This is a genomic window from Nocardioides panacisoli (assembly GCF_039537325.1).
Lineage (GTDB): Bacteria > Actinomycetota > Actinomycetes > Propionibacteriales > Nocardioidaceae > Nocardioides > Nocardioides panacisoli.
On the sequence record NZ_BAABAH010000013.1, the window covers coordinates 1 to 26,219 of the forward strand.

General features: G+C 72.1%; 25 protein-coding genes and 1 pseudogene. 11 read left to right on the forward strand and 15 right to left on the reverse strand.

The features are described 5' to 3' along the window. The 3 genes and pseudogenes from ABD709_RS15970 to ABD709_RS15980 form a co-directional block, all read right to left on the reverse strand. A pseudogene (locus ABD709_RS15970) lies at positions 1 to 2,286 on the reverse strand (hypothetical protein); the annotation flags it as partial. Between the two features lie 11 nt (positions 2,287 to 2,297). Continuing rightward, a complete protein-coding gene (gene mshD, locus ABD709_RS15975; RefSeq protein ID WP_344777196.1) occupies positions 2,298 to 3,182 on the reverse strand; it encodes a mycothiol synthase in 885 nt (294 codons plus the stop codon). Between the two features lie 17 nt (positions 3,183 to 3,199). After that, the gene (locus tag ABD709_RS15980) at positions 3,200 to 3,928 is read right to left on the reverse strand and encodes a response regulator transcription factor (protein WP_344777198.1); all 729 of its coding nucleotides are present in this window, start codon (positions 3,926 to 3,928) and stop codon (positions 3,200 to 3,202) included. A gap of 143 nt (positions 3,929 to 4,071) precedes the next feature. On the opposite strand from ABD709_RS15980, the gene ABD709_RS15985 reads away from it, so the two are divergent. Both ABD709_RS15985 and ABD709_RS15990 read left to right on the forward strand, forming a co-directional pair. Next, positions 4,072 to 4,347, forward strand: coding sequence for a MoaD/ThiS family protein (locus tag ABD709_RS15985; protein WP_344777200.1), 276 nt, complete (start codon positions 4,072 to 4,074; stop codon positions 4,345 to 4,347). A gap of 64 nt (positions 4,348 to 4,411) precedes the next feature. After that, positions 4,412 to 5,758: an O-antigen ligase family protein gene (locus ABD709_RS15990; protein WP_344777202.1), complete on the forward strand. Its 1,347-nt coding sequence runs from the start codon at positions 4,412 to 4,414 to the stop codon at positions 5,756 to 5,758. Here the strand turns inward: ABD709_RS15990 and ABD709_RS15995 are convergent. Beyond that, a complete protein-coding gene (locus ABD709_RS15995; RefSeq protein ID WP_344777204.1) occupies positions 5,739 to 6,722 on the reverse strand; it encodes an NAD-dependent epimerase/dehydratase family protein in 984 nt (327 codons plus the stop codon). The two genes, ABD709_RS15990 and ABD709_RS15995, sit on opposite strands and share 20 nt — an antisense overlap. A gap of 31 nt (positions 6,723 to 6,753) precedes the next feature. Here ABD709_RS15995 and ABD709_RS16000 point away from each other — a divergent pair, with 31 nt between their 5' ends. Next, the gene (locus ABD709_RS16000; protein ID WP_344777206.1) at positions 6,754 to 7,734 is read left to right on the forward strand and encodes a GDP-mannose 4,6-dehydratase; all 981 of its coding nucleotides are present in this window, start codon (positions 6,754 to 6,756) and stop codon (positions 7,732 to 7,734) included. Here ABD709_RS16000 and ABD709_RS16005 read toward each other — a convergent pair. Beyond that, positions 7,702 to 8,793, reverse strand: a complete 1,092-nt coding sequence (locus ABD709_RS16005) for a glycosyltransferase (protein ID WP_344777208.1) — start codon at positions 8,791 to 8,793, stop codon at positions 7,702 to 7,704. The genes ABD709_RS16000 and ABD709_RS16005 overlap by 33 nt on opposite strands. Before the next feature lie 71 nt (positions 8,794 to 8,864). On the opposite strand from ABD709_RS16005, the gene gmd reads away from it, so the two are divergent. Genes gmd through ABD709_RS16020 form a run of 3 tightly spaced genes read left to right on the forward strand, consistent with a single transcriptional unit; the run spans position 8,865 to position 11,844 of the window. After that, positions 8,865 to 9,848, forward strand: coding sequence for a GDP-mannose 4,6-dehydratase (gene gmd / locus ABD709_RS16010; RefSeq protein ID WP_344777210.1), 984 nt, complete (start codon positions 8,865 to 8,867; stop codon positions 9,846 to 9,848). Then, the gene (locus ABD709_RS16015; RefSeq protein ID WP_344777212.1) at positions 9,845 to 10,918 is read left to right on the forward strand and encodes a sulfotransferase family protein; all 1,074 of its coding nucleotides are present in this window, start codon (positions 9,845 to 9,847) and stop codon (positions 10,916 to 10,918) included. The genes gmd and ABD709_RS16015 overlap by 4 nt, the downstream gene beginning before the upstream one ends. 32 nt (positions 10,919 to 10,950) lie before the next feature. Further along, positions 10,951 to 11,844 (forward strand): FkbM family methyltransferase, encoded by an 894-nt coding sequence (locus ABD709_RS16020; protein ID WP_344777214.1) that lies wholly within the window; start codon positions 10,951 to 10,953, stop codon positions 11,842 to 11,844. Between the two features lie 13 nt (positions 11,845 to 11,857). On the opposite strand, the gene ABD709_RS16025 is transcribed toward ABD709_RS16020, so the two are convergent. From ABD709_RS16025 to ABD709_RS16060, 8 genes are all read right to left on the reverse strand, one after another. Further along, positions 11,858 to 13,222 (reverse strand): class I adenylate-forming enzyme family protein, encoded by a 1,365-nt coding sequence (locus tag ABD709_RS16025; protein ID WP_344777216.1) that lies wholly within the window; start codon positions 13,220 to 13,222, stop codon positions 11,858 to 11,860. A gap of 9 nt (positions 13,223 to 13,231) precedes the next feature. Continuing rightward, positions 13,232 to 14,491 carry a phthiocerol/phthiodiolone dimycocerosyl transferase family protein gene (locus tag ABD709_RS16030; RefSeq protein WP_344777218.1) on the reverse strand — a complete coding sequence of 420 codons (1,260 nt, stop codon included), beginning with the start codon at positions 14,489 to 14,491 and terminating at the stop codon, positions 13,232 to 13,234. A gap of 17 nt (positions 14,492 to 14,508) precedes the next feature. Next, positions 14,509 to 15,243 (reverse strand): SDR family NAD(P)-dependent oxidoreductase, encoded by a 735-nt coding sequence (locus tag ABD709_RS16035; protein WP_344777220.1) that lies wholly within the window; start codon positions 15,241 to 15,243, stop codon positions 14,509 to 14,511. Beyond that, positions 15,240 to 15,500, reverse strand: a complete 261-nt coding sequence (locus ABD709_RS16040) for a phosphopantetheine-binding protein (protein WP_344777222.1) — start codon at positions 15,498 to 15,500, stop codon at positions 15,240 to 15,242. Before ABD709_RS16040 ends, ABD709_RS16035 begins: the two co-directional genes overlap by 4 nt. A gap of 80 nt (positions 15,501 to 15,580) precedes the next feature. Further along, positions 15,581 to 16,243 carry an acyltransferase gene (locus ABD709_RS16045; protein WP_344777224.1) on the reverse strand — a complete coding sequence of 221 codons (663 nt, stop codon included), beginning with the start codon at positions 16,241 to 16,243 and terminating at the stop codon, positions 15,581 to 15,583. Between the two features lie 20 nt (positions 16,244 to 16,263). Beyond that, positions 16,264 to 17,145 carry a class I SAM-dependent methyltransferase gene (locus ABD709_RS16050; RefSeq protein ID WP_344777226.1) on the reverse strand — a complete coding sequence of 294 codons (882 nt, stop codon included), beginning with the start codon at positions 17,143 to 17,145 and terminating at the stop codon, positions 16,264 to 16,266. Further along, positions 17,142 to 17,921 carry an SGNH/GDSL hydrolase family protein gene (locus ABD709_RS16055; RefSeq protein WP_344777228.1) on the reverse strand — a complete coding sequence of 260 codons (780 nt, stop codon included), beginning with the start codon at positions 17,919 to 17,921 and terminating at the stop codon, positions 17,142 to 17,144. Before ABD709_RS16055 ends, ABD709_RS16050 begins: the two co-directional genes overlap by 4 nt. Then, complete coding sequence (locus tag ABD709_RS16060) at positions 17,918 to 18,853, reverse strand: hypothetical protein (RefSeq protein ID WP_344777230.1); 936 nt, start codon at positions 18,851 to 18,853, stop codon at positions 17,918 to 17,920. The genes ABD709_RS16055 and ABD709_RS16060 overlap by 4 nt, the downstream gene beginning before the upstream one ends. Positions 18,854 to 18,958: 105 nt before the next feature. On the opposite strand from ABD709_RS16060, the gene ABD709_RS16065 reads away from it, so the two are divergent. Next, positions 18,959 to 20,311: an MATE family efflux transporter gene (locus tag ABD709_RS16065; RefSeq protein ID WP_344777232.1), complete on the forward strand. Its 1,353-nt coding sequence runs from the start codon at positions 18,959 to 18,961 to the stop codon at positions 20,309 to 20,311. 5 nt (positions 20,312 to 20,316) lie between these two features. Continuing rightward, a complete protein-coding gene (locus ABD709_RS16070) occupies positions 20,317 to 20,946 on the forward strand; it encodes a CatB-related O-acetyltransferase (protein ID WP_344777234.1) in 630 nt (209 codons plus the stop codon). Here ABD709_RS16070 and ABD709_RS16075 read toward each other — a convergent pair whose 3' ends face one another. Both ABD709_RS16075 and ABD709_RS16080 read right to left on the reverse strand, forming a co-directional pair. After that, on the reverse strand, positions 20,947 to 21,801 hold the full coding sequence (locus ABD709_RS16075) for a sulfotransferase domain-containing protein (protein ID WP_344777236.1): 855 nt from the start codon (positions 21,799 to 21,801) through the stop codon (positions 20,947 to 20,949). It lies immediately after the preceding gene. Beyond that, positions 21,798 to 22,874, reverse strand: a complete 1,077-nt coding sequence (locus ABD709_RS16080) for a putative sugar O-methyltransferase (RefSeq protein ID WP_344777238.1) — start codon at positions 22,872 to 22,874, stop codon at positions 21,798 to 21,800. The genes ABD709_RS16075 and ABD709_RS16080 overlap by 4 nt, the downstream gene beginning before the upstream one ends. A gap of 87 nt (positions 22,875 to 22,961) precedes the next feature. On the opposite strand from ABD709_RS16080, the gene ABD709_RS16085 reads away from it, so the two are divergent. The 3 genes from ABD709_RS16085 to ABD709_RS16095 are packed head-to-tail and all read left to right on the forward strand — an operon-like array spanning position 22,962 to position 26,219. Then, positions 22,962 to 23,987 (forward strand): glycosyltransferase, encoded by a 1,026-nt coding sequence (locus tag ABD709_RS16085; RefSeq protein ID WP_344777240.1) that lies wholly within the window; start codon positions 22,962 to 22,964, stop codon positions 23,985 to 23,987. Between the two features lie 7 nt (positions 23,988 to 23,994). Then, complete coding sequence (locus ABD709_RS16090; RefSeq protein WP_344777242.1) at positions 23,995 to 25,014, forward strand: hypothetical protein; 1,020 nt, start codon at positions 23,995 to 23,997, stop codon at positions 25,012 to 25,014. Beyond that, the gene (locus tag ABD709_RS16095; protein WP_344777244.1) at positions 25,011 to 26,219 is read left to right on the forward strand and encodes a glycosyltransferase family 61 protein; all 1,209 of its coding nucleotides are present in this window, start codon (positions 25,011 to 25,013) and stop codon (positions 26,217 to 26,219) included. Before ABD709_RS16090 ends, ABD709_RS16095 begins: the two co-directional genes overlap by 4 nt.

Consider the following 26,219-nt stretch of genomic DNA (forward strand, 5'->3'; position numbering starts at 1 on the left):
GGCTTCCTCCTCGGCCGTGACGCGGGCGGCCTCGGCCTCGGCGGCGGCGCGGGCGGCTTCCGCCTCGGCGGCGGCGCGCGCTGCCTCCGCTTCCGCAGCGGCGCGAGCGGCTTCGTCGGCCGCGGCGGCACGCGCGGCCTCCTCGTCGGCGGCACTCCGCTCGGCCTGGTCGGTGTCGATCCGGGCGCGCTCGGCCTGGATGTCGGCGATCTGCTGCGCCAGCCGGGCGGCGTGCGCCTCGGCCTCGGCACGGGCCGTCGCCTGGGCGGCCGCCTGACGCTCGGCCTCCGCGCGGGCGCGAGCGTGCTCCAGGGCCTGACGCTCGACCTCGAGAAGCTCGGACTTGACCGCTGACAGGGCCTCCTGCTGCGCGGCTGCCGATGCCTCGAGCTCGGTGAGCGCCTGCCGGGCACGGTCCTCGGCCTCGGCACGGGCGCGCGCGGCCTCGGTCGCGACCCGCTCGGCCTCGGCGAGCGACTCGGTCATCGCCCGCTTCTCCTCGGCCAGCGACGCCGCGGTCTGGTGTGCGGCGGCTGCGGCGGCCTGCGCCTCGCGGGCGAGCTCGAGCTGCTCGCGGGCGGCCTCCTCGGCGGCGCGCCTCGCCTCGTGCGCCTCCTGGGCACGGCGGGCCTGCTCGGCGGCGGACTCGTCGGCGGCGACCCGCGCGGCCGTCTGCTCCTCGGCATGGGCGGCGGCGTCGCTCGCGCGGCGCTCGGCGGCCTCCGACGTCTCCAGCGCGAGCCGGGCCAGCTCGGCCTGCTCCTGCGCGGCGTACTCGGCGCGCATCCGCTCCTCGTGCGCCTGCTGGGCGAGCCTGGCGTGCTCGGCGGCGGCCTGCTCGGCCGCCTCACGCTCCTCCACCGCCTGCAGGGCGCGCGCGCCGTGCTCCTCGGCACTCACGGCGGCCTGCTCGGCGAGGGTGCGAGCCCGCTCCTCCGCCTCCGCGGCGGCCAGGTGGGCCTGCTGCGCAAGCGCGGCCTGCTGCCGGGCGGCCTCCTCGGCGGCCTCGCGGGCGGCGGCGATCTCGGCGGAGCTGCGCTCGGCGGCCGCCCGTTCCTCGAGCATCCGGCGCGCGAACTCGGCGTGCTCGGCAGCCGCGTCGGCGGCAGCCTCGGCCAGCGTCCGTGCGCGCTCCTCGGCCGACGCCCGCTCTGCGTGCGCCAACCGGGCGAGCTCGGCGTACTCCTGGGCGCGTGCCTCGGCCTCGGCCGCCGTCTCGGCCTGCTCGCGGGCCAGGCGGTCCGCCTCGGCGCGCGCCTCGGCCGCGCGGTGGGCAGCCTCCTCGGCGGCGATCCGCTCGGCGGCCTGCTCGGCCGCGGCGAGCTCGGCGTCGCGGCGCAGGCGTGCCGCCTGCTCGGCGACCGCCTCGCTGCGGGCGGGGTCGACCGGCTCGGCGGCCGAGTCCCCGCCGGTCCGCACGAGCGGGCGGGAGGAGGGCCCGGTGGGTCGGGGTACGTCGCGCCGGCGGAACAGCCGTCGCTGGGGAGCGGGCACCGGCTCGGCGAAGCCGATGTCCATCGCCTGCTGGATCACCCGCTCGGCGGCCTCGTCGTCACCCGTCACCGGGACGTAGTCGAGGTCCTCGTCGTCAGTCCGTTCCTCGTCGGTGTCGGCCGGAGCGATCGACCTGCGGGCCTCGGCCGGACTCACGACAGCGAACGCGGCCGCCTCGAACTCGGCGTCCGGGTCGAGATCGGCGGGCTCGGGGTCCGGGTCGTCGAGCACCGACCGGGTCGACACCTCGATCGGCCGGCTCTCGGCGGTGTCGGCCGGGTCGTCGGGGAGCTCGTCCCGCGCCGGCGGCGGGCCGACCCGGCCGCCCATCCGGTCCAGGACGACGTCATCGGCCTCCACGTGCAGGTCGCGCTGACCGGCGTGGCGACCCGACGAGCTGTCGTCCTCGTCGAAGTCCGGGCCGGTGTCGCCGACCATCAGGCTGTCCCAGTCGTAGTCGGACCCGTCACCCTCCTCGACCGGTCGTGGCCCACGACGGGCGGCGACGCGGTCGGCGAGGTCGTCGGGCACGAGGATCTCGTCCTCCGGGTCTTCCTCGGCGGCGTCGTCGACGTCGGTGGTCTCGAGCTCGGGCTCGTCGGACTCCCCGGCGCGGTCGGCCTCGATGCTGCGGCGGATGATCTCCTCGACCTCGTCGCCGTCGAGCTCGAGGAGGACCGGCGCGTCCTCGTCGCCCTTGCGGCGCCACGGACGTCCGCGGCCGCGCGCACGGCGCGCAGGGGTCGCCCGACCGCCGTCAGGCGTCGGGTCACCTCCTGTGACCGAGCTCATGGTGTCCGATGCTACCGATCGGAAGCTTCTTGCACCGGCAGACCCACGAGCTGGGACCGGCGGTATTGCGCGTGGGTGTCGGCGCGCGCGTGGGTGAACCCGAGACCGCTGTAGAGGCGCACCGCCGCCGCGTTGTCCGACTCGACGTAGAGCAGCACCTCCGAGACACCCGCGGCCGCCAGGTGAGCGAGCCCGGCGACGGTGAGCACGCGGCCCATCCCGCGACCCTGCGCGGCCGGGGCGATCCCGACGACGTACACCTCGCCGTGCTCGTCGTCGTGACGCTTGGTCCAGTGGAACCCGAGCAGCTCCCCGGTCCCGTCGATGGCCAGCAGCAGCCCGCCGGGGTCGAACCACGGCTCGGCCATCCGCTCGGCGAGCCCGGCCTCGTCCAGCGCACCCTGCTCCGGGTGGTGGGCGAACGCGGCCGCGTTGACCTCGAGCAGCGGCGCGTCGTCGGCGGGCCCGGCGTAGGACCTGATGGTCACGCCCGCCGGCGGCTCCGCCGCCGGAAGCGGTACGGCGACCGAGCGCCTCATCACCCACAGCTCGCGGACCCGCTCGAAGCCCGTGCGCTCGGCGAGTGCCGCGGCGGCCGGGTGGTCGCCGTGGGACCACGCCGTGAGCCCGCCGGGCGTGCCCGCCACCGCCCGCTCCAGCAGCGCGCCGCCCACGCCGCGGCGGCGCGCTGCTGGAGCGACCGCCAGGTCGAGCGCACCGTCGTGGAGCAGGGCGAACCCGCTGTCCCTCACCCAGGCGCCGTCGAGCGCATCCGCGCCGCGGTGCTTCAGCAGCAGGTGGGCGGCCTCGTCGAGCGGGTCCTGGCCGTCGTGCGCGAGGCACGCGCGGCGTACCTCGTCGACGATCCGCAGGACGTCGGGATCGGGGGAGTCCACGCGGGCGACGCTATACGTCAGGCGTGCTCGGACTCCGGCTGCTCCTGCTCGACGGCGTCCTTCTCGCGGGCCGGCAGCACGAACCGGTAGCCCACGTTGCGCACCGTGCCGATCAGCGTCTCGTTCTCGGGCCCGAGCTTGGCGCGCAGCCGCCGGACGTGGACGTCGACCGTGCGGGTGCCGCCGAAGTAGTCGTAGCCCCAGACCTCCTGGAGCAGCTGCTGGCGGCTGAACACCCGGCCCGGGTGCTGGGCCAGGAACTTCAGCAGCTCGAACTCCTTGAAGGTGAGGTCGAGGACCCGGCCGCCGACCTTCGCCGTGTAGGTCGCGTCGTCGACGACGACCTCGCCGGAGCGGATGACGTGGGCCTCGGGGTCGGCGGCGTCGCGGGCCGCCACGAGCCGTCCGATGGCCAGCTTGATCCGGGCCTCGAGCTCCGCGGGGCCGCAGGTGTGCAGCACGACATCGTCCATGCCCCAGTCGTGGGCGACGACGGAGAGCCCGCCCTCGGTGACGACGAGCAGCACCGGCACGTCGGTGCCGGTCGTGCGGATCAGCCGGCACAGGTCGCGGGCGCCGGCGAGGTCCTGCCGGCCGTCGACGAGCAGCAGGTCGGAGTCCGGCGCCTCGAGCAGTGCGCTGCCCTCGGCGGGCAGGATCTTGACCTGGTGGCCCAGCAGGGCGAGACCGGGCAGCACCTCCGCGGAGGGTTGCAGCGCGCTGGTCAGGAGCAGCAGAGTGCTCATCCGGGGCCTCCTCACGGGCGCCGGGGGCGGGGTCTCCGCCGCGGCAGCCTGGTCGAGAGACCGAAACGCAACACTGGGCTCCGGCCGGTTTTCGTGGGAGGGACCATAGCGAAACAACGGGGACACAGGGAAGGAATCGGCTGGTGGATGAGACCAAGGTCATCCGGGTCCGCTACTGGGCGGCCGCCCGGTCCGCGGCAGGGACGGCGGAGGAGACCCTCGACGTCGACGGCGCGCTGACCCTGGCCGACCTGCGTGCGGAGCTCGTACGCCGGCACGCCGGCTCGCGGCTCCCGGAGGTGATCGCCGTCTGCTCCGTCCTGGTCGGGGACCGGCCGGTCTCCAGCCACGATCCCGCCGCCGTCGAGGTGCCGGGGGGAGCGGTCGTCGAGTTCCTGCCTCCATTCGCCGGAGGCTGAGCACGCCGCCTGCCGGGAGCGGTTAGGCTGCCCGCGTACCTGACGCGCGAGCCCGGAGGAAGAGTTGGCGGCCAGACCCGACCGCGGGATCGTGATCACCCTGGCGTTCGCCGTGCTCGCCGGCGGGCTGTCCTTCCTCGCGACCCAGGGCCTGATCTTCATGATCGGCGCGGCCGGGCTCGCGGGCGGACTGCTCATCCTCGTCCTGCTGGGCTCCGAGCGGACCGCGACCTTCCTGCTGATGCTGGCCTTCGGCACGGCGCCGATGTACCGCGGCATCGAGGGGCTGACCGGGGGCGTGGCCACGCCGACGGACTTCCTCCTCATCCTCGGCATCGTGCTGCTGCTGCCGAGCCTCACGCACAACCGGCTCAGGCTGCCGGGGCTGTACGTCCTGGGCCTCTCACTCGTCTTCGTGATGGGGCTGCTCGCCGCCCTCGTCAACGGCACCCCCATCGGCGACGCGTTCGAGCTCGCCCAGTGGATCTTCTTCCTCGGAGGGCTGCCCGCCATCATCGCGTGGTGGCACCCGTCGGTGCGGACGGTGGACGCGCTGCTCTGGTCCTACCTCGCCGGTCACCTGCTCAGCACGGCGGTCGCCCTCGTCGAGGGGCCCGACGCGACGGATCGCTACCAGGGCCTCACGCACCACCCCAACGCATTCGCGCTGGCCGGCCAGATGTCGATCGCGATCGTGCTCTACCTGATCCCCCGCAACAAGAAGCTGTGGGTCCGGCTGCTGCTCTTCGGCATCGCGGGCTCGGCGATCCTCTCGCTCATCCTGAGCGGGAGCCGCGCCTCGACCCTGGTCGCCGCGGTGCTGATCATCATGATCCCGGTCGTCGAGCGGTCCGCGGTGTCGGGATTCCTGCTCTACGCGACCGGGGCGCTCGTCCTCGTCGCGCTGCCGTTCCTCGCCGCCAGCGGCGGCAAGGGCTCCGCGCTGACCCGGCTGACCGGTGGCGGCACGGCGGCGGCCGCGGACGCCTCACGCTCGGAGGGGATCCAGTACGGGTTCTCCCGCTTCTGGGACTCACCGATCTTCGGCAGCGGCCTCAACCAGATCGAGCTGATCCACAACATCTTCCTCGAGGTGCTCGACTCGGTGGGCGTGTTCGGCGCCGTCGGCTACCTGTGCGTCCTCTACACGCTGGCGCGCCCGCTCTTCTCCCACCACCCGCTCCGGCGGCTCTCCTACATGGCCTGGGCGCTGATCGGGGTCGCCGCCGCGCTGCCGGGCCTCTGGGACCGGACCATCTGGATCCCGCTGTCGCTCGCGATCCTGACGGTGCTGCCGGTGAAGGACGGGACCGAGCCCGAGCCGACGCCGGCGCCCGCCGTGCGCCGGCGTCCGGCCGGGTCCGACCTGCGGGCCCCGGCCGGTCTGCCGCTCAGGCGCCCGAGCGCTTGACCTGGTCGTAGATCCAGGCGTAGGTCTGCGCCATGCCGTCGGCCAGCGGGATCGACGGCTCCCAGTCGAAGACCTCGCGGATCTTGGCGTTGTCGGAGTTGCGGCCGCGGACGCCCTGCGGCGCGTCGAGCTGGTAGTTCCGCTTGCAGCGGATGCCGGCGATCTCCTCGACGATCGAGTACAGCTGGTTGATCGACACCAGCTCGGCCGAGCCGAGGTTGATCGGCTCGGCGTGGTCGCCGGCCAGGATCATCTGCGAGCCCTTGACGCAGTCGTCGATGTACATGAACGACCGGGTCTGCTCGCCGTCGCCCCAGATGTCGATCTCGTGGTTGCCGGTGATGACAGCCGTCGCGATCTTGCGGCACACCGCAGCGGGAGCCTTCTCGCGGCCGCCGGTCCACGTGCCCTCGGGGCCGTAGACGTTGTGGTAGCGGGCGACCCGGGTCGTCATGCCGTAGTCCTCGGCGAAGTGGCGGCACATCCGCTCGGTGAAGAGCTTCTCCCAGCCGTAGCCGTCCTCCGGCATGGCCGGGTAGGCGTCCTCCTCGCGGAGGGCGGTCACGTGCACGTCGGTCTGCTTGTCCGCGGCGTAGACGCACGCCGAGGAGGAGTAGAAGTAGCGCTCGACCTCGTGCTCCTTGGCCGCCTCCAGCATGTGGGTGCTGGTGAGCACCGAGAGCATGCACAGCGCCTTGTTGTTCTCGATGAAGCCCATGCCGCCCATGTCCGCGGCGAGCATGAAGACCTCACGGGCACCGTCGGTCGCGTCCATCGCGTTCTCGCGGAGCGAGAGGTCGGCGACCTGGTTCTGGGCGTCGGGGTGGACCTGGTACCACTCGTCGACGGGCTTCACGTCGACCGCGCGGACCGTCTTCCCCTGCGCGAGCAGGTCGGCCACCAGGTGACCTCCGATGAAGCCGCCGCCACCGGCGACGAGGACGTCCACGGGGGACGAGGGCATGGGGTTCTCCTTCAGCCGTAATGTTTGCCGGGTGATCGTACGACGCCGACCGGGCACGGCGCTGGTGACTGGCGTGACCGGGCAGGACGGCGTCTACCTCGCACGCTCCCTGGTCGCCGACGGCCACCGGGTCGTCGGCGTGGCCTCGCCCGGCAGCGCCACCCTTGCCGCCCGCCGGGTCTACCTCGACGGCGTCGAGATCGAGGAGGCCGACGTCCGCGACGCCGCCGCTCTGGCCTGCCTGGTCGAGAAGGCCGAGCCGGACCTGGTCTTCAACCTCGCCGCGTTCAGCTCGGTCGGCCGCAGCTGGGCCGAGCCCGAGCTCGCGGTCGCCGTCAACCAGACCGCGGTGGAGGTGCTGGTCGCGGCGGCGCTCGACCTGCGGGCGCGGACCGGTCGTGAGGTGCGGTTGTTCCAGGCGTCCTCGGCGGAGGTCAGCGGCGAGGCGACCGCGAGTCCCTACGCACGGTCGAAGGCGGCGGCGGAGCAGGTCGTGCGCGACGCGCGCGATTCCGCCGGGCTGCACGCGAGCATCGGCCGCCTCTACATCCACGAGAGCCCGCTCCGCCCGGCGACCTTCGTGAGCCGGAAGATCACCCGGACCGTCGCCGAGATCGCCCTCGGCAAGCAGGACCGGCTGGTCCTCGGCACCCTCGACGTCGTCCGCGACTGGGGCTATGCCGCCGACTACGTCGAGGCGATGCGTCTCATGGTCGACCTCGACGTTCCGACCGACCTGCCGCTCGGCACCGGGCGGCCGCACTCGCTGCGCGACCTGGTCACCCTCGCGTCCGAGGCCGCCGGCCTCGCCGACGGGCTCAGCCACCTCGAGCAGGATCCCGATCTCGTCCGGCCCGCCGACACCCCGGTGCTCGTGGCGGACCCGGAGCCGGCCGCGGCCGCACTGGGCTGGCGGGCCGCGACGCGTCTGGACGAGCTGGTCGGCCGGATGGTGCGGGTCGACCTCGAACGGCTGCGGTCAGGAGTCGAGGAGCGAGTCGACTACCTCTGAGCGGGTCGCGGCCAGGAGCGACTCGCGGACGACCTGCGCCGTACGGCGCCAGGCGAGGCTGTCGGTGTGCTCCCGCCCGGCCGCGAGCTGCTCGTCCGTCAGCTCGAGAGCGGCCATGATCGCGGCGGCGAGGTCGGCGGCCGACGTCGAGGCCGCGGTCACCGCGTGCCCGCCGGTCACCTCGGCGAGCGCCTCGTCCGCGGACACCACGACCGGGATCCCGAGCCGCATCGCCTCGACCGCCGGCAGGCCGTAGCCCTCGAAGTCGGACGGGAACACCACCAGCCCGGCGGCGGCGAAGCACTCCTGGAACTCCTCGTCGTCGAGCCAGGGCATCAGCTGGACGCGGTCCTCGACGCCCAGCCGGCGCACGAGCTCCGTGGCCGACGCGCGGTCCGCCGAGCCCATGCCCACCAGCCGCAGGCGCCAGCGGTCGTCGGTCGCGCAGAAGCTCGCCCACCCCTCCACCACGGCGTCGGCGTTCTTGTTCGCGAAGTGGCCGAACGCCAGCGCGTACGGTGGTTCCGCGCGCGCCGCGGTCGGCCACGCGTCCACGTGGTCGGCGCCGAGCACGGCGGCCCTGGCCTTCGTCGCGAGCCGGGGGTGCCGGGCCTGCAGGTCGTGCAGGGTCCGCTCGGAGATCGTGAAGATCCCGTCGGCCTGCCGCATGCTCCACCACCAGGACACGCGCCGCGCGACCCGCGTGCCGCGGGAGAACTGGTGCGGGCGGAGCTCGTGGCGCAGGTCGTAGAGGATGATCCCGCGCGGGCTGCCGGTGCCGACCAGGCCGCTCGCGGGCACGCCGGACAGCACGGCGTCGGCACCGAGCCGCGCGGCCGCGCGGCGTACGGCGACCGAGCGCAGCCACAGTCCCGCGGCCGGGCCCGGCATCCGCGTGGACAGGTGCTGCACCTCGACGCCCTCGGGAACGGGGAACCCCGGGCCGTCCTCGCCCGTGAGCACGGTGATCCGGTCGTCGACCGCGAGAGCGCGCCAACCGTCGAGAAGATGCTCGATGACGATGGCGGAACTGCCGGAACGGACGGCAACTGCGTCCACGACGATATGCACCATGCTGTAATACACCGGCCTCGGGCAGGCCTGCACACCGGATCGGATTGGGGTTCCCCTTGACCAAGCGCGCGTTCATCACCGGCATCACCGGCCAGGACGGCTCGTACCTCACCGAGCTCCTGCTCGGGAAGGGCTACGAGGTGCACGGCCTGGTGCGGCGCGCGTCGACGCTCAACCGCAGCCGGATCGACCACCTGCACACCGAGCCGAACCTGCACCTGCACTACGGCGACCTCACCGACGGCGTCAGCCTGGTGAACCTGATCCGCGAGATCACCCCGCACGAGGTCTACAACCTCGGCGCGCAGAGCCATGTCAAGGTCTCCTTCGAGATGCCCGAGTACACCGCGTCCACCGACGCGACGGGGACGCTGCGACTGCTGGAGGCCATCCGGGCGGCCAAGATCGACTGCCGCTTCTACCAGGCATCGACCTCGGAGATGTTCGGCGCGACCCCGCCGCCGCAGAAGGAGTCGACGGCGTTCTACCCGCGCTCGCCGTACGGCGCCGCGAAGCTCTACGCGCACTGGGTGACCGTCAACTACCGCGAGGCCTACGACCTGTTCGCCGTCTCCGGCATCCTCTTCAACCACGAGTCGCCGCGGCGGGGCGAGAGCTTCGTGACCCGGAAGATCACCCTCGGTGTGGCATCGATCGTGCTCGGCGTCACCGACCACCTCACGCTCGGCAACCTCGACGCCGTCCGCGACTGGGGCTACGCCAAGGAGTACGTCGAGGGCATGTGGCAGATGCTGCAGCACGACGAGCCCGACGACTACGTGCTCGCCACCGGGCGGGGCACCACCGTCCGGGAGTTCTGCGAGTTCGCGTTCGCGCACGCCGGCCTCAACTGGGAGGACCACGTCCGCTACGACACCGCGTACGAGCGGCCGACCGAGGTCGACGCCCTCATCGGCGACGCGTCGAAGGCGCGCGACGTGCTGGGCTGGAAGGCCGGCACGGACTCCGAGGCCCTCGCCCGGCTGATGGTCGACGCCGACCTCGAGCAGATGGGCCGCCTGCTCGGGCGGAACGCATGACGGTCCTCGCCCGCTTCCCGCGCGAGGGTCGCGCCGAGCTGGTGTCGCTCCAGTGCGACCTGTGCGTGCCGCCGGTCATCTCGTGCAGCACCACGGCGGAGATGCGCGAGCTCGGCTGGCTGCTCGCCGGCGACGGGCACCCGCACGACGTGTGCCCCTGGTGCGACCTGAGCGTGCCGGCCCGCGAGCGCCGCAGCCGGCAGGACCCCGAGCCGACCACCCCGGACCCCGCACTGCTCCCGAACCTGTTCGTGGTCGGCGCGGCCAAGGCCGGATCGACCAGCCTGCACAACTACCTGGCGCTGCACCCCGAGATCTCCATGTCCAAGGACAAGGAGATGCGGTTCTTCACCGACCCCGACCACCTCTCCTGGGTGGGCCGCTACCAGGCGTCGTTCGCGCCCGGGACGACGTACCGCGGCGAGTCGACCCCGCAGTACACCAAGTGGCCGGTGTTCCCCGGCGTCGTCGACCGGATGGCCGACCTGGTGCCGGACGCTCGGCTGCTCTACCTCGTGCGTGATCCGGTCGACCGGGCGATCGCGGAGTATCTCGAGGAGGCGACCTGGGGGGTCATCACCGAGGACATCGAGACCGCGCTCGCCGACGCCGACCAGCCGCACAACAGGATTCTCGCGCCGAGCCGCTACGCGACCCAGCTGCGCGAGATCCACCGGCGCTTCGACCCGTCCCAGGTGCTGGTCATCGACCTGGCGGACCTGCGCGACGACGCGCAGCGCACGATGAGCCGGATCTTCGACTTCCTCGGCGTGCCGCCCATCGAGCTCGACGACGAGGCGCTGCGGCCGCGCAACTCCTACGGGGACAAGGGCGCCCTGCCGGGCTGGTACCAGGCTCTGCGGCGCCCCGCGCTGATCCGGCTGGCGCACAAGCTCCCCACCGGCCAGCTCTCGCGGTTCCGTTCGTTCGTCTCCCGGCGGATCAGCAAGCCCGTCGAGCGCCCGGAGCCGAGCGCCGAGACCGTCGCGCGGCTGCGGGAGCTGCTGGCGCCCGAGGTCGCGGAGCTCCGGGAGACGACTGGTCTGCCACTGTCCGGCTGGTTCGCCTGAGCAGGACGAGGAGAAGCACTAAGTTGTCCGCCGTGCCGAGACTCAGCGAGCTGCCGTCGAACCTGCGCCACCACGTCGGGTGGTGGGTGCGCGACCGCTTCCCGAACCGCAAGGTCGTCCGGGAGGTGCAGGGCGTCACGATGGTGCTGCCCTGGCCGCACCGGCTGCCGGACTACGCGGGCAACGGCCCCTACGGGCAGAACCTCGTGCAGCTCGCCCGCGCGCTCGCGGAGCACGCCGCGCCGGTCACCGTCCTCGACGTCGGCGCCAACGTGGGCGACTCGGCCCTCCAGATCCTGGACGCCACCGACGCCCGGATCCTCTGCGTGGAGGCCGACCCCTACTTCCTGGAGTACCTCCACCTCAACGTCGACGCCGACCCGCGCGTGAGCGTCGTCGAGGCGCTGCTCACCCCCGACGGCCACACCGAGGCCACGACGGCCGTCCGCACGGGGGGGACCACCCGGTTCGCTGAGGGCGAGGCGGACGACGCGCTGCCCACCGTCACTCCGGCGCGGCTGCTGGCCGACCACCCGGACTTCGGCGACCTGCGGCTGATCAAGTCCGACACCGACGGCTACGACGTGGTGCTGGTGCCGGCGATCACCGAGGCCTGGGGCGGTGCCCGGCCGGTCCTGTTCTTCGAGTACGACCACCGTCTGTCCCGGCTGGCGGGCAACGACCCGCTCGAGGTGTGGCCACGGCTCCAGAAGCTGGGCTACCGCGACGTCGCGGTCTGGGGCAACGGCGGCGACGTCCTCGGGCGGACCACCGTCGAGGCCATCGCCGAGCGCACCGCACCGCTGGAGGAGAAGGTCGGCGTACGGGCGCAGAACTACTGGGACGTCGCCGTCGTGCACGAGGACGACGCGGCCGGGCTGGCAGCGATCGAGAAGCTGGTCCCCGCCTCGCAGCAGCTCGGCTGACGGGCGGCGGCGCCTACGAGCCGGAGTCGGCCGCGCCGCGGAGGACCTTGTTCTCCTTCATGGCGAGCTCGGGGACGACCCGGACGCTGCGCGGCTGCCAGGGCCGCGGCAGGTCGGCGCACGCGGACCGGACCGCGGCCTTGAGCGCCTGCTCGTCCGCGCCCGACGCCGGCACGACGTCGACGGCGACGACGGTGCCGACGAGCGCGTTCGCCCGCCCGTAGACGCGCGCGGCCCGGACACCCGGGACGGCGGTGATCCGGTTCTCCACCGGCAGCGGGTGCACCTTCACACCGCCGACGTTGATGACGTCCGTCTTGCGCCCGCGGAACTCGATCCGGTCGCCGACGACCTCGACGAGGTCGCCGGTGGGCCACCACTCGCCGGCCGGGCGGTCGTCCTCGCCGTAGTAGCCGAGCATCCCCGACGACGAGCGGACCCACAGCTCCTCGTCGACGATCCGGAGGCTGACCTCGGCGCCCTCGTGCTCCTCGAGCAGCGAGGCCGGCAGGCCGTCCACGCCGTCCCGGACCGAGCCGGTCGAGCCGAACTCGGAACCCGCGTAGATGTGGGAGATCCGTGCGTCCGGCCAGGTCTCGTGCAGCTCCTCGAGCAGCCCGCCGGGCGCGGCCTCGCCGCCCAGGGTGATCTGCACCAGCTCGGGCAGCGGGTGCTCGTCGGCGCGGAGCTCGGCCAGCATGAATCGCCAGAACGTCGGGGTGGCGCTGATGTGGGTGACGCGGTGGTCGTGGATCAGGTCGACGACCGCCTGCGGGCGCCGGATCGACGGGGCGACCAGGGTCGCGCCGGTGCCGAGCACGTGGATGAGCACCTGCAGGCCCGCGAACTGCTGGGGGCCGTAGGCGAGCAGCCACACCTGGCCGGCCCCGTCCCTGGCGTTCGCCATCCGGGCCAGCTGGCGCGTCCAGTCGTGCCGGACGCCCTTGGGCCGCCCGGTGCTCCCGGTCGTCAGCACCATCAGCGGTCGCCGCTCCGGCAGTACGTCGATGGCGGTGCCGGCCGTGCGCAGCTCCGAGGCCGGGACGACCGTCGCCTTCCGCTCGCCCAGGTCCGTGCGGTCGGAGACGACCACATCGTGCCCGAACGTCGCGGTCTGGCGGTCCATCTCCTCCGGGCTGATGTCCGGGGCGTAGGTGCACGCCTCGGCGCCGACGAGGGATCCCGCCGCGAGCAGCGCCACGACCAGCGGGATGTCGTTCGACACGACGGCGAACCGGTCGATGCCGGCCGCGCTGAGCCCGCACGCGAGCGCCTGCGCCTCCTCCGCGAGCCGGCCGTAGGTCCAGGTGCCGCTCTCGGCGATGACGGCGACGGCCTCGGGGTCGCGGTCGGCGGCCCGGCGCAGCAGCTCGATCACGGAAGGAACCTACTGGGTGAGACCAACGAGCTCGTCGCGCAGGGTGTCGGTGAAGACCTCGGGTGAGATCGCGATCCGGTTCCGGTCGAAGGACGAGATCACCGTGACCCGTCCCCGGAACGTCGTCGCGGCCACGAAGAGCACCTGGTTCGGCGTCGGCGCGAGGGAGACGCACACCCTCCGCACGCCGCCCGGGGCGTCGCCGTCGACCACGCCGAGGTTGCTGAGGTTCGCTGCCGGGACCGCCGCCTCCATCCACTGCCGGACGACCTTGTCGGCGGCCTCTCCGACGGGGAGCCGCTCGACCCCGCTGAGGGCGAAGAAGAGCTCCGGCTCGCCGCGGTCGACGCGGCGGCGGATGTCCGCCGTCGCCTCGCGCGCGAGCGCGCCGGCCTCCTGGGCCGGGTCGAAGGACGCCGACACCACGGCCGCGGACTGGCCGACGACGTCGACGGCAGGCGCGGCCGCCCGCACCCGCAGGTCGACCGTGGTCGACAGGGGGACGCGGCCCATGCCCGGGGTGAGCGCCGCGATCGCCCGGACCATCGCCGCCGTCAGGGCGCCGTGGACCGTCGCGCCCTGCGCCTTGGACCAGGCGACCAGGCGACCGGACTCCTCCGCGTCGAGCTCGAAGACCGTGAACGACAGGTCGCGGGGGCCGTCCAGCCTCTTGGCGTACCAGTCGGGCACGGCGCCGTTGCCGACGTAGCCGTCCTCGTTCCGGATCTCGCGGGCCGTCTCGAGCATCTCCCGACGGCGGCCGGTCCAGTCCCGCTCCGGCAGCGTGTAGCGCCCGAGCGGCTCGGTCGGCCGGGTGAGCGGGTGGCCGCTGATGTCGGCGCCCTCGAGCACCCGGGCGAGCAGGAACAGCAGCTGGGCCATCGGCCGCCCGTCGAGGGCGACGTGGTGCGCGGTGACGGCGAACGCGGTGCCACCGACGGTGCCGGGCGATGTCGCGCAGCGGACCAGCGGCCCCGTGAGCGGGATGCGGGTGTCGCCGACGGTCGACAGCATGGTCCACAGGTCGGCGTACGAGGTCACCGGCGCGGGCAGCCGTGAGCCCGAGTCGAGGACCGCCTCGCGAGGACCCGACCGGACGACGCGGGCGCCGACGACCGGGACGGCGGCGGTGATCCGCTCCCAGGCGGCCGCGACCTGCGCGTCGTCGTAGGTCCCCTCGAGCTCGAGGTACCCGAGCGCGTTCATCGGCCACAGGCGGTCGACGAGCTCGTAGTAGACCTCGGTCGGGTCCAGGGGGCGGGTGGTCACGGGGGAGTGGGCGGCGATCAGCAGGTCAGGCCGCCGTCGATCACCAGCACCTGGCCGGTGATCCAGTCGTTCCGCTCGTCGACGAGGAACTGCACCGCTCGGGCGATGTCGTCGGGCTCGCCCAGCCGGCCGGCCGGCGTCCGGCGGACGATCTGGTTGAGCTGGCCGTCGTCGAGCCCGTGGCTCATCTCGGTGCGCAGGTAGCCGGACGCGATGCTGTTCACGGTGATCTTGCGCGAGCCGACCTCGCGGGCGAGTGCCCGGGTGAAGCCGTCGATCGCGGCCTTCGTGGCGCCGTAGACCGTGAGTCCCCGGTAGCCGGTGAGCCCGGTGATCGAGGAGATGTTGACGATCCGGCCGCCGTCGTGGGCCAGCATGTTGCGGACGATCTGCCGGCTCAGGTGGATCGTCGCCTTGAGGTTCAGGTCGATGACCGTGTCGGTGTCCTCGTCGGAGAACAGCGCGAGGATGCCGTCCCGGGCGACCCCGGCGTTGTTGACGAGTACGTCGACCGAGCCCCACCTCTCGATGACGGCCTTCGCGAACGCCGTGGACTGGGTGCGGTCGGCGATGTCGGCCTCGACGAACAGGAACCGGTCGCCGTGCTCCTTCTCCCACAGGCGCACCTGGTCGGTGGCCGAGCGCGAGCAGGACGCGACGCGGTCGCCCGAGTCGAGGAACGACTGGACGATTCCTGCGCCGAGGCCCCGGCTGCCGCCGGTGATCACGACGGTCCGCGGGGAATTGCTCATGCCGGGACGGACTCGCCCTCGCCGGAGTAGAACGCGACGATGTCAGCGACGGTCTCGGGCATCAGCCCGGCGCCGAACGGGTCGGTGCCGTACTCGTCCTCGAGCAGCGCCGAGAGCTCTGCGGTCTCGAGCGAGTCGAGGGCCAGCCCCTCGTCCCCGTGGAGAGGCGAGTCGACCGTGACGACGACGTCGCCCTTGTCCGACCGCTCGAGGAGCGACTGGATCAGGGCCAGGATGGAGTCTTGCTTGTCGGTCATTTCCTCAGCTTCCGTCGCGAACTCGGGGACGCTATCAGAACGCACGAGCCCCCCATGCGGTTATCCCTGGATCGCTGCGGTCACCCGCGGTAGCGGTGCCGGTCGTAGAGCGACGCCTCGATCTTGATCGGCGTCAGCCGACGGGCGGGAACGCCACCGTGCAGGTGCGCGCCGGCGATCTGCTGGCGGGTCCAGGCCGTCGAGCCCGCCGCGAGGAGCGCGCCCTCGCCGAAGGTCACGCCCGGGAGCACCGTGCAGTTGGAGGAGACGGTCGCCAGGTTCTCGAGGGTCACCGGCTCCAGGATGATCCCGCCGTCGACCGGGTCGAAGGCGTGCGTCAGGACCGTGCTCCGGATACCCGTGATCCACGCGTTGTCGCCCAGGATCAGGCCGCCCCCGCAGTCGAGGTAGTGCATGCTGATGATGTGGGAGTGGTCGCCCATCCGCAGGGTGCGCAGCGACCCGTGGTCGACGGCCCCCGGCTCGAAGCCGGAGCCGCCCAGGAACCAGTTGAACATCACGATCCGCGAGCCGCGGCCGATCTGGACCAGCTTCAGGTAGCGGAACGCGTTGAAGTTGCCGATGCGGACGCCCTCGGCGATCTCGAACCGGTCGACGGCCTGCACCCAGCAGATGCCGATCCGCGCCGTCGGGTGGATCCGGTGCCCCAGCCGGTTCAGGAGCTTGTTCTTGAGCCCGCCGGCAGGCAGCAGGAACACGAGCATGATCAGGCGCTGGCGCACTGGGGGAGCCTTTCTCGCGACTAGCGGGGTTTGCGGGCGCGCACGTCCAGCGTGATCCGGGGGACGGCCCCGCTGGAGATCGCCTTGTCCATCGCCCACGACACCGGGCGGAGCGACCACGTCGGCGCCCGCAGGGAGTGGAGGTAGGCCGTCGATGACATGGGGTAGCGGACCTCCGGCTCGACGACGACGTCGGTGAAGCCCACCCGCTCGAGCAGCGTGGTGATGCTCTCGGTGGTGTGCAGGATCCGATGGTGGCCGGCGAGGCGGCGGTCGGAGATCCGGGCGATCCGGCCGCCGCTGGCGACCCGGGCCCGGTGGGACAGCCGGTCGGCCACCGTGTTGTGCGGCGTCTGGAGGAACAGGATGCCGCCGGGCGCCATCATCTGGTGGACCTCGCGCATCATCCGCTCGCCGTCGCGGACGTGCGCGAGCACGCACCACATCGTGACCACGTCGAAGGTGTCCTCGTAGTCCTGCTCCGACAGGTCGCCGAGGTCGAGGTCCACGCCGCTCAGCTCGCGGGCGACGGCGACCGCACCCTCGAGGATGTCGTTGCCGGCGACGACGAACCCGTACTCGTCGCGAGCGACCGCGAGGAACTCGCCCGCGCCGGCGCCGACGTCGTACAGCCTCGGCTTCTCGACGTCGGCGACCTCCTGCGAGAGCCAGGAGAGCTTCTCGCGCCAGACCGCGGGGCCGATGCCCTCGCGCTTCTTCTCCACCCAGTCGGCGACGTACTCGACCGAGACCTCGTCCGTGGTGACCACCTCGGTCGGCGCCTTGGTCTCCTCGACCAGGAACTGCGCGCGACAGCTCGTGCAGCGCGCGACCACCGAGCCGGTGCGACGCGACTTCGGCCCGACCTTGACCGCGGTCGAGCCGCAGGCGGGACAGGTCATCGGCCGGCCTCCGCTGCGGCGAGGAGACGGTCGATCTCCTGGCGGACGATCGCGCGCCCTGCGTCATTGGTGTGCAGGCCGTCGTAGGTGAGCTCCTGCCTCCACACGCCGTTGGCGTCGGAGAACTGGTCGATCACGTCGATCAGCAGGATCTCCGGCCCGTCGCCGCTCATCGAGGCGGCAGCCTTGTGCATGGCGTCGCGCAGCAGCTGCAGTGCGCGGGTGCGCTCCTGGAGGGTGCCGACGACCGGGAAGCCGATCTGCTCCTCGGCGACGTCGCTCTCCGGCGGCGGGACGAGGACCAGGACGCGGTCGCTGCCGGTCGCGCGGGCGGACTCGCGGATCCGCTCGAGGTAGGCCGGCACGAAGTCGTAGGTCCCCGGCTCCTCCATCCGCGGCACCAGGTGGCAGCGCACGTCGATCTCGCCGAAGCTGTAGACCCACAGCACGTCCTTGGCGTGCTTGGTGCGGCCGACCAGCCCGAAGATGCGGAGAACGGCGGGCGGCAGACCCTGGCGGGCGATGGAGAACTGCAGCCGCGGACCGAGGTGGCACACCCAGCGGCCGTTCTCGATGTGGCGCAGCGGGGCGCCGAGCACGGTGGCCGGGATGAGCGCGGCGTGCGAGTCGCCGACCCAGATCTCCTCGAGCTGGCCCCGCCACGCGGCCCAGAACAGCCGGACGGAGTAGATCAGGAAGGCGGTCCGGGCCTTCGTGACGCGCAGGACGTGCCGCAGCCTGTGGAACGGGACGCGGTGCGGGTCGGCGGCGGTCACCGGTCGCCTCCGCCGGCCGCGGCCGCGTGTGCCTCCGCCACCGTCGTCGTCTCGCCGGTGCGTACGTCGACCACCGGGAGGTGGCCGATGAGCGCGATCCGCTCGGTGACGCTGCGGATCCGCGACATGGTGCCGTCGGGGTTGCGCGAGGTCAGGAACCGGCTCGCGCGGTAGCCCTCCTCGCTCGTCAGGCTCGGCAGGTCGTTGGCGATGTCGTCGCGCACGAAGAAGGCGTTCGCACCGTTGCTCGAGCAGCCGATGAACCGGTAGCCCCGCTTGTTCGCCTGGTGCACGAAGGCGCCGAGGGAAGCCCCGAAGTAGAGCTGCGAGTAGTGCGCCTCGCTGTTCACGAAGGCGGGGTCGTAGGGCACCGTGATCGCCGCGGACGGGCCGAAGAGGGCGTTGTACTCCATCACGACGATGGCGGGGTCGACGGCCTCGACGGCCTCCCACAGCCAGTAGTCGTTGCCGTCGACGTCGATCGACAGCACGCCGATCTCGCCCTCGAAGCCGTGGTCGCGCATGAGGGTGTTGATGTTGTCGCGGGTGACGAACGCGCTCACCGGCTCGACGTCGTGGCGCCACGCCATGCCGGTGCGGAGCACGAACTGGACGTGCGACTCGCCGCCGTCGATGACCAGGCCGCGCCAGTTGTTGTTCTGGACGAGGAACCGGGTGTTCGACTCGCGGTAGTCCCCGGTGCCGATCTCCACGAACGTGTCGGTGTGCGGACCGATCGACCGGATCAGGTACTGCAGGATGCCGTCCTCGCCGAACTGGGAGAAGACCCGGAACTCGATGTCCTCGAGCTTGTCGGGCTTCACGTTCGAGGCCAGCACGTGGCTCTCGAGGCGGCCGATCGCGAGCAGCAGCTCGTCGTGCTGGGCGCGGAGGCGCTGCACGATCTGGCGCGCCACGGGCGCGGACGCCACGCGGCGGAGCGAGCGATAGGCAAGAGCGGACGGCACGGGGAACCTCCACGCGGGATTCTGGATGACCCCCGGACGATAGCCGACCTGTCTGCGAAGATTCGGGGCATGGCGGAAACCGGACTGATGGCGTCGGACGATGCAGCGACCGGTGCCGGTGCCGCACGCCGTCGCATGAGTGCGGTGACGATCGACAACATCATCTTCAGCGTCTCCAGCCTGGTCGTCTTCCTCTGGGCCGCGAAGGTGCTCGAGCCCGTCGACTTCGGCCGGTTCGCGCTGATCCTGCTGACCTATGTCTTCGTCCAGGGCAGCGTCGTGCGGTCGCTGGTCTCGTGGACGGTGATGGTCCACCCGGAGGACGCGGACGGCCGGCCGCGCGCGGTGCTGGGCAGCGCGCTCATCCTGTCCCTCGGCGCCGGGCTGCTCTGCGTCGCCGCCGGCGCGGCCCTCATGCTCGGCGACCAGGGCATGGGCCGCGCGATGATCCTGGTCGGCGTGATGCTGCCGCTGCTCGCCGTGGAGGAGGTCGGGCGCTTCATCGCCTTCGCGCAGGCCCGGCCCAGCCGCGCGATCGTCCTCGACGTGCTCTGGCTGGTCCTCACCGTCGTCGCGCTGGTCGCCATCCCTGTGTTCACCGACCTCGACCTGATGTGGATGGTCGTCGCCTGGGGTGGCACGGGCGCCCTCGCCGGGCTGTGGGTCTTCGCGCAGCAGGGGATCCCGCGCGGCCACGACATCTCGCTGAGCTGGCTGAAGGAGCGCTGGCACTTCTCCTGGCGCTCGCTGGTCGCGGCCAGCTCCTCGGCCACCGTCGCCCTGTTCGGCGCGGGCCTGGTGGCCGTGGTCAGCGGGCCGCTGGCCGTCGCAGCCGTCCGGGCGGCGCTGCTCCTCGAGCGGCCGAGCACGACCGTGCAGATGGCGGTCGCCACCTCCGCCGGCGCCGAGATCGCCCGCGAGCGGTCCGACAACGCGGGCCTCCTGGTCCACCAGCGGCGCGCCATGATCGTGTCCGTTGCCGTCGCCGCCCTCAACTTCGGGGTCCTCTTCCTGATCCCGGACAAGGTCGGGAAGCTGATCCTCGGCGACGTGTGGCCGCTGGTGACCCCGCTGCTCCTGATCATCGGCCTCCGAGTTCTCGCGATGGCGATGCAGAGCGGCGTGCGGGCGGCGCTGATGGGCCGCAAGCAGATCAGCCAGGTCATGAAGATCGACATCGCCGGCACCGTGCTCTCCATCGTCGGGTTCGTCATCGGCGCCGGCATCGGTGACGCCAAGGGCGCGATGTGGGGCTCGCTGATCGGTCTCTCGATCACGGTCGCCGGCTGGTGGTGGGCGCTGATGAGTCACCTGCGCAGCGGCTGGACCTACCCGGAGCCCGCCGCCGGGGAGCCCGACGACGGGGCCGAGGACCTCTCGATCGAGGAGATCGAGGCGATCGCCGAGCGGCCCGTATCCTGACCGCCGTGCTCCTGCGACTTCTCACGCCGCTGATCCGGGCGGTTCTCCGCCTCCCGATCGTCGCCCGCCAGCGCTGGCAGTGGGCGCGCGACGAGGTGGACGTCGCCCCGGGGTCGTTCGTCGCCCGCACCGCCGTGCTCGGCAAGCGAGTCCGCGTCACCGTGCCGGCCTACATCGACCCCTGCGAGATCGGGCCCTACTCGATCATCGGCCGGGTGGTCATCCGCAGCGCCAACCACTACACGGAGTACCTCAACATCCAGGAGATGGCGCAGCGCAAGGTGATCGGCGGCAAGACCATGCTCAAGCCGATGCAGCGCCCGATCCGGATCGGCGCCGGCTGCTGGGTCGGCGACAACGTCACGATCCTCGAGGGCGTCGAGATCGGGGATGGTGCGATCGTCGGTGCCGGCTCCGTGGTCACCAAGTCGGTTCCGGCCTACGCCGTCGCGGTCGGCAACCCGGCGCGGGTGATCCGCCACCGCTACCCGGAAGAGATCGTCGAGCTGCTCGAGCCGGTCGACTGGTGGAGCTGGAGCGACGAGAAGCTGCGCGCCAACAAGGACCTGTTCGAGCTGGACCTGGCGAACGTCGACCCCGAGGTGCTGCGCAAGCGGCTGGCTGAGCTCGACTGACTAGAGGTCGCTCCACCAGGTGCGGTCCTCGGCGTAGCCGAAGTCCACGAGAGCGTCGCCGGCGAAGGAGTCGAAGACCTCGCCCGCCTCGCGGGTGAAGTGGTTGCGCCAGTCGCCCGCCGCGCCCTTGCGGCGGAAGCTGCGGCGGTCCTCCTCGCCGGTCGAACGTCCGGCGGACCGCGAGAAGTCGTGGCGTCGTACGGCGAGCTCGACCAGCTCGCGGTCGGGCTCCTCGCCCGACGCGTCGGCCAGCGCCTTGCACATCGACCCGACCGGGTCCTCGTGCAGCCCCTCGTAGGTCACGTGCCCGACGCGCGGCCGGTCCCACCAGTCGCGGACGTGCTGGTGCCAGGTGACGCCGTGCGTGGTGGGGGAGACCGTCATCTGGTACTCGATGAACTTGGGCATGTTGGCGCGCACGTCGGCCGGGTCGAAGCGGGGACCGTAGAGGTGGTCGAAGATCTCCTGGATGCCGCGGGAGAAGCGGGGGTTCTTGCCCATCTGCGTCGCGCGGGTCCAGTAGAAGTAGAAGGACGTCATGACGTCCCGTCCGTCGCGGCGGATGTAGCACGCCGACGGCATCCGCTCGTCGTAGGAGTAGTGCGAGTGCACGACCGCCTTGAACATGATCGGCAGCTGGTAGTCCACCGGCACCGGCAGCCCGAGCGAGGTGCCCATCAGCTCGCACAGCCAGTTGGTGCCGGACTTGGGGAAGCCGCAGCCCACCCACATGCCCAGGCTGCGGCCGCGGTGCTTGAGGATCCGGTGCGTCGTCGCGGCGGAGTACCGCCGCAGCCTCTCCTCGACCCAGAGCGTCCTGGGGGAGCGTTCGTCGTCGCCGACGACCTGGGTCACTTAGTCGCGTCCTTCTTACGGAACAGGAAGTGGGTGTCGTGCAGGTCGATGAGGGCGCGCAGCTCGTCGTTCTCGTAGACCGGGCGCTCGTCGACCTGCTCGTAGCCGGCCGCCTTCACCAGGTGCGAGAAGTCCTTCATGGAGCCGTCGAGCTCGGTGCTCAGCAGCTGGTGCGGGGTGTTCGGCACGATGAAGAGCCACTCGATGTCGCGTTGCGCGATCTGGCCCAGCCACCACTCGATCGCCTCGATCGAGCACTCCGAGAAGGAGTGGATGTTCACCGCGATGTCGTAGCTGTCCTCGAGCGACTCGTACTCGGTCATCGGCACCACGCGAACGGTGTCCGGCACCTGCCGGTAGTCCAGGTAGTACTGGCAGAGGAACGTCGAGGTGGCGACGCCGTCGATGCAGTCGTAGCGGGCCAGGTTGGGAAGGCCGGCCGAGACGCGGTGTGCCATCCGGCCGTAGCCGGCGCCGATGTCGAGGACCCGGAGGCCCTCGATGCTGCTCAGGCCCATCTGGGCGTCGAGGTAGCTGATCTCGTTGACGCTGTCGAGCAGGTCCCGGCTCACCGGCGGACGGTTGCCGTAGGAGAAGGTCCACGCCCCGAACATGGCGTCCTCCTCGAGCCGCTTCAGCAGGCCCAGGCGGTCGCGCGACTCGACGTCGAGCAGGGTGAGGTACATGCGCGCCTCGGCGGCGTTGCGCAGCTGACGGAACTGCCAGACGTAGGCGTTGTCGCCGCGGAACCACGCGAGGGACAGGTTGCGCTTCAGGAAGCCCTGGCGCCACTGCGTGTGCGAGGTGGCCGCGACGTCGAGGTTGTCGTAGGCCTCCTGCAGCTTCTGCAGCTGCGGGTTGTCCAGCCGGAGCGTCTGCTCGGCGCCCGCCGGCAGCGGGAGGGCGTCGTTGTGCGAGACGCGCGCGTAGCGCCGCGCCTCGTCGTCCATCTTGGTGACGAGGTAGCCGCCCCGGGCAGCGACCGACTTCGCCTGACGCTTCGCCCAGGAGGAGACGAGCGAGGGGTTGGCGCGCTTCAGCTTCGCGAGGATCTGGCTCTCAGTGGGGGGCACAATGCGCAACCATAAGACAGGACGCTGGGTCTGGTGGAATGTTCCACTCGATGACCGGATCGGCCGGACAGAAAGGTTGCGTCTCGCGTGCTCTCCACCCCCGTCGTGATGGTCGCGTTCAACCGCCCCCACCTCGTGCGCCGCACCCTGGCGGCCGTCCGGCAGGTGGCACCGGAGCGGGTCTTCCTCATCGCCGACGGGCCGCGTCCGGACCGGCCGGACGACGCGACGCTCTGCGCGGAGACGAGAGCGGTCTTCGACGAGATCGACTGGCCGTGCCAGGTCGAGCGGAGGTTCTCCGAGGTCAACCTCGGCGTCGAGGGCAACGTGGAGCTCGGGCTCGACTGGGTCTTCTCGCAGGTGCCGGAGGCGATCGTGCTCGAGGACGACTGCACGCCCGACCCCACGTTCTTCCGGTACGTCGAGGAGCTCCTCGACCGCTACCGCGACGACGACCGGGTCTGGCAGGTCTCCGGCAACCGCCACGGCGTGCCGCGGCGGCTCTACAAGGGCGACAGCTACGCGTTCGCCAGCTGGGCCAGCGTGTGGGGCTGGGCGACCTGGGGGGACCGGTGGCAACGGCACCGGGCGGTCTTCACCCGGGACCACGTGCGCCGCTCGGCGACCGACGCCGGTGACGCCCCTGTGCGCACCCGGCCGGCGCTCCCGGCACCCGGCACGCTGGTGACGCGCGCGGGCCAGCGGCACTTCGCCGAGGCCGCCCGGTCGTCCGACGTCGTCACCCACGGCTGGGACAAGCACTGGTGGCTCACGGTGATGACCGAGGGCGGCCTGTGCATTGCGCCGGCCAACAACCTCGTCGTCAACGGCGGGTTCGGCGCCGACGCGACCCACGGCTACTCGCCGGGCCGCGAGGACGATCCCGCGGAACCGATGGAGTTCCCCATGAAGCACCCCGACCGGGTCGCCCTCGACGTCGATGTCGAGCGCGAGCTGGAGCTGCACCTGAACCGGGTCGGCGGGCCTGCCGCCCGGTTCGCTCGGAAGCTCATCAAGTCGCCTAGACTGCGCCGCGCCGCTCGGGCGGCCGTCAACAGCCGACCAGCCAAGAGCGCCGCGCGGGCAGCCGCCCGGATGACCCAGAGGAGCTGAACCACCCTTGCAGACACCGGTCGTCCTGATCGTGTTCCGGCGCCCCGGCGTGACCAAGCGCAACCTCGACGTGCTGCGCGAGGTGCGTCCTGAGCGGTTGTTCGTCGTCGCCGACGGGCCGCGCCCGGGCCGGCCCGACGAGGCTCGCCAGTGCGAGGAGGTGCGCGCGCTGGTGGAAACGATCGACTGGCCCTGCCAGGTCGAGCGCAAGTATGCCGACGCGAACCTGGGCCTCGAGGCCAACGTGGAGCTCGGCCTCGACTGGGTGTTCTCCCAGGTGGACCGCGCGATCGTGCTCGAGGACGACTGCATCCCGGACCCGTCGTTCTTCCGGTTCGCCGAGGAGCTGCTCGAGCGTTACGAGGACGAGAAGCGGGTCTGGCAGATCGGCGGCGACATCCACGCGGTGCCGCCGGAGATGTTCGGCGACTACAGCTACGACTTCACCACCTGGGCCAGCGTGTGGGGCTGGGCGACCTGGGCGGACCGCTGGCACGACCACCGGGCCGAGTTCGACCGGGACCACGCCGGCGCCGAGGACCGGGTCGACCAGCTTCCCCGCACGGCGGACGCGGTGCGCAACCGTCCTGCGCCGCCGCACCCGGACGCGCTCGTGTCCGAGGGCGCGGTGCGGCACTTCACGTTCGTCTCGACCGAGACCGACGGTGACCACTACGGCTGGGACCACCACTGGTGGGTGACGATCATGTCCCGCCAGGGGCTCTCGATCATGCCCTGCACCAACCTGGTGGAGCACGACGGCTACGGCGAGGGCGCGACGCACACCCGCGCGGCGAAGACCCCCTACCCGGCCGAGCGGATGGAGTTCCCGCTGGTGCACCCGCCGGCGGTCGAGCTGAACCGCGACATCGAGGAGAAGCTCGAGGTCATCCTGCTGCGCCACGACGGCAAGTTCGCGCGGCTGGCCCGCAAGCTGATCAAGCCGCTGTGGATGCGCGCGATGGTGCGCCGGCTGATCGACCTCCCGATCGTCTCCCGGGTCGTCCACCGGCTGATGGGCCAGTGAGCCGGCTGCCGGCGCGGCTCCAGCCCGCGTGGCCGCTGCTGAAGCGGGCGCACCGCCTGCTGTCCGTGCTCGTGGGCATGGTGTTCCGTCCGGTGTCCCGGCTGGCCGGCGTCCGGTCCCTGCCCCGGACGGCCACGGTCCGCTCGACGGCCAGTGCCGACGCCGAGCCGGGTGCGGTGACGCTGCATCCCGCAGGCCCGCCCGAGCTGCTCGACCGCGGGCCCGCGTCGGGACAGCCGCCCCGGCACTGGGTCTTCGAGCGCGGGCGCCACGCCGAGGTGCCGGCCCGCTACGTGCTCGACGTACGCGACGGCAGGCTGGTCGGCGACTTCGGCGCCACGGTCACTCCCGGCGGCATCCTCGATTACCAGACCAGCGGCTACTTCGGCCTTGCCGGGTGGCGCGAGCACCCGGTGTTCCTGCACCCCAGGCTGCCCGCCGTCGAGCAGGTCGACGGGACCGTGCTCAGCCTGACCACGCGCGGGACCGCCGGAAACTACTACCACTTCCTCTACGACGCGGTCGCGCGCTACGGCATCTTCGAGGACGCCCTGCCCGGCGAGCGCGTCGACGCGATCGTCGTCCCGCACCAGTCGGGCTACCAGCAGCAGATCCTGGAGCTCGCGGGCATTCCTGGGCCCTACCTGCAGCCGCGGGCCGACCGCACCTTCCGCGCCGACCGCCTGCTGGTGCCCAGCACCCCCAACCAGGACCTCGACGCGCCGCGGTCGGCCACCGAGTGGCTCCGCAAGCGCCTCCCGCCGAGCGGACGGACGGGCACGCCGCCCCGGCTCTACCTCTCGCGCGGCCAGCAGCCCGGAGGCCGTCGCTACCTGCAGGAGCCCGAGCTGTGGCCGCGCCTCGAGCGGCAGGGGTTCGTGATGCTCGACCCCGGCACGCTCACCGTGCAGGAGCAGATCGACGTCTTCCACAACGCAGAGGTCATCGTCGCGCCGCACGGCGCCGCGCTGACCAACATCACCTTCAGCCAGCCCGGGGTGCGCGTGCTGGAGATGTTCGCCGGCACCTACGTGCACCTCGGGCTGTGGACCATCGCCGAGGCCGTCGGCGGCGTCCACTACCGCTACCTGGTCGGTGCCGGCTCGTGGCCCGAGGGCAAGGAGATGACGGGCATCGTCGACGACATCGACATCCCGGTCGCTCAGGTCGAGGCGGCCCTCGAGGAGCTCCTCGCCGCTCGGTGA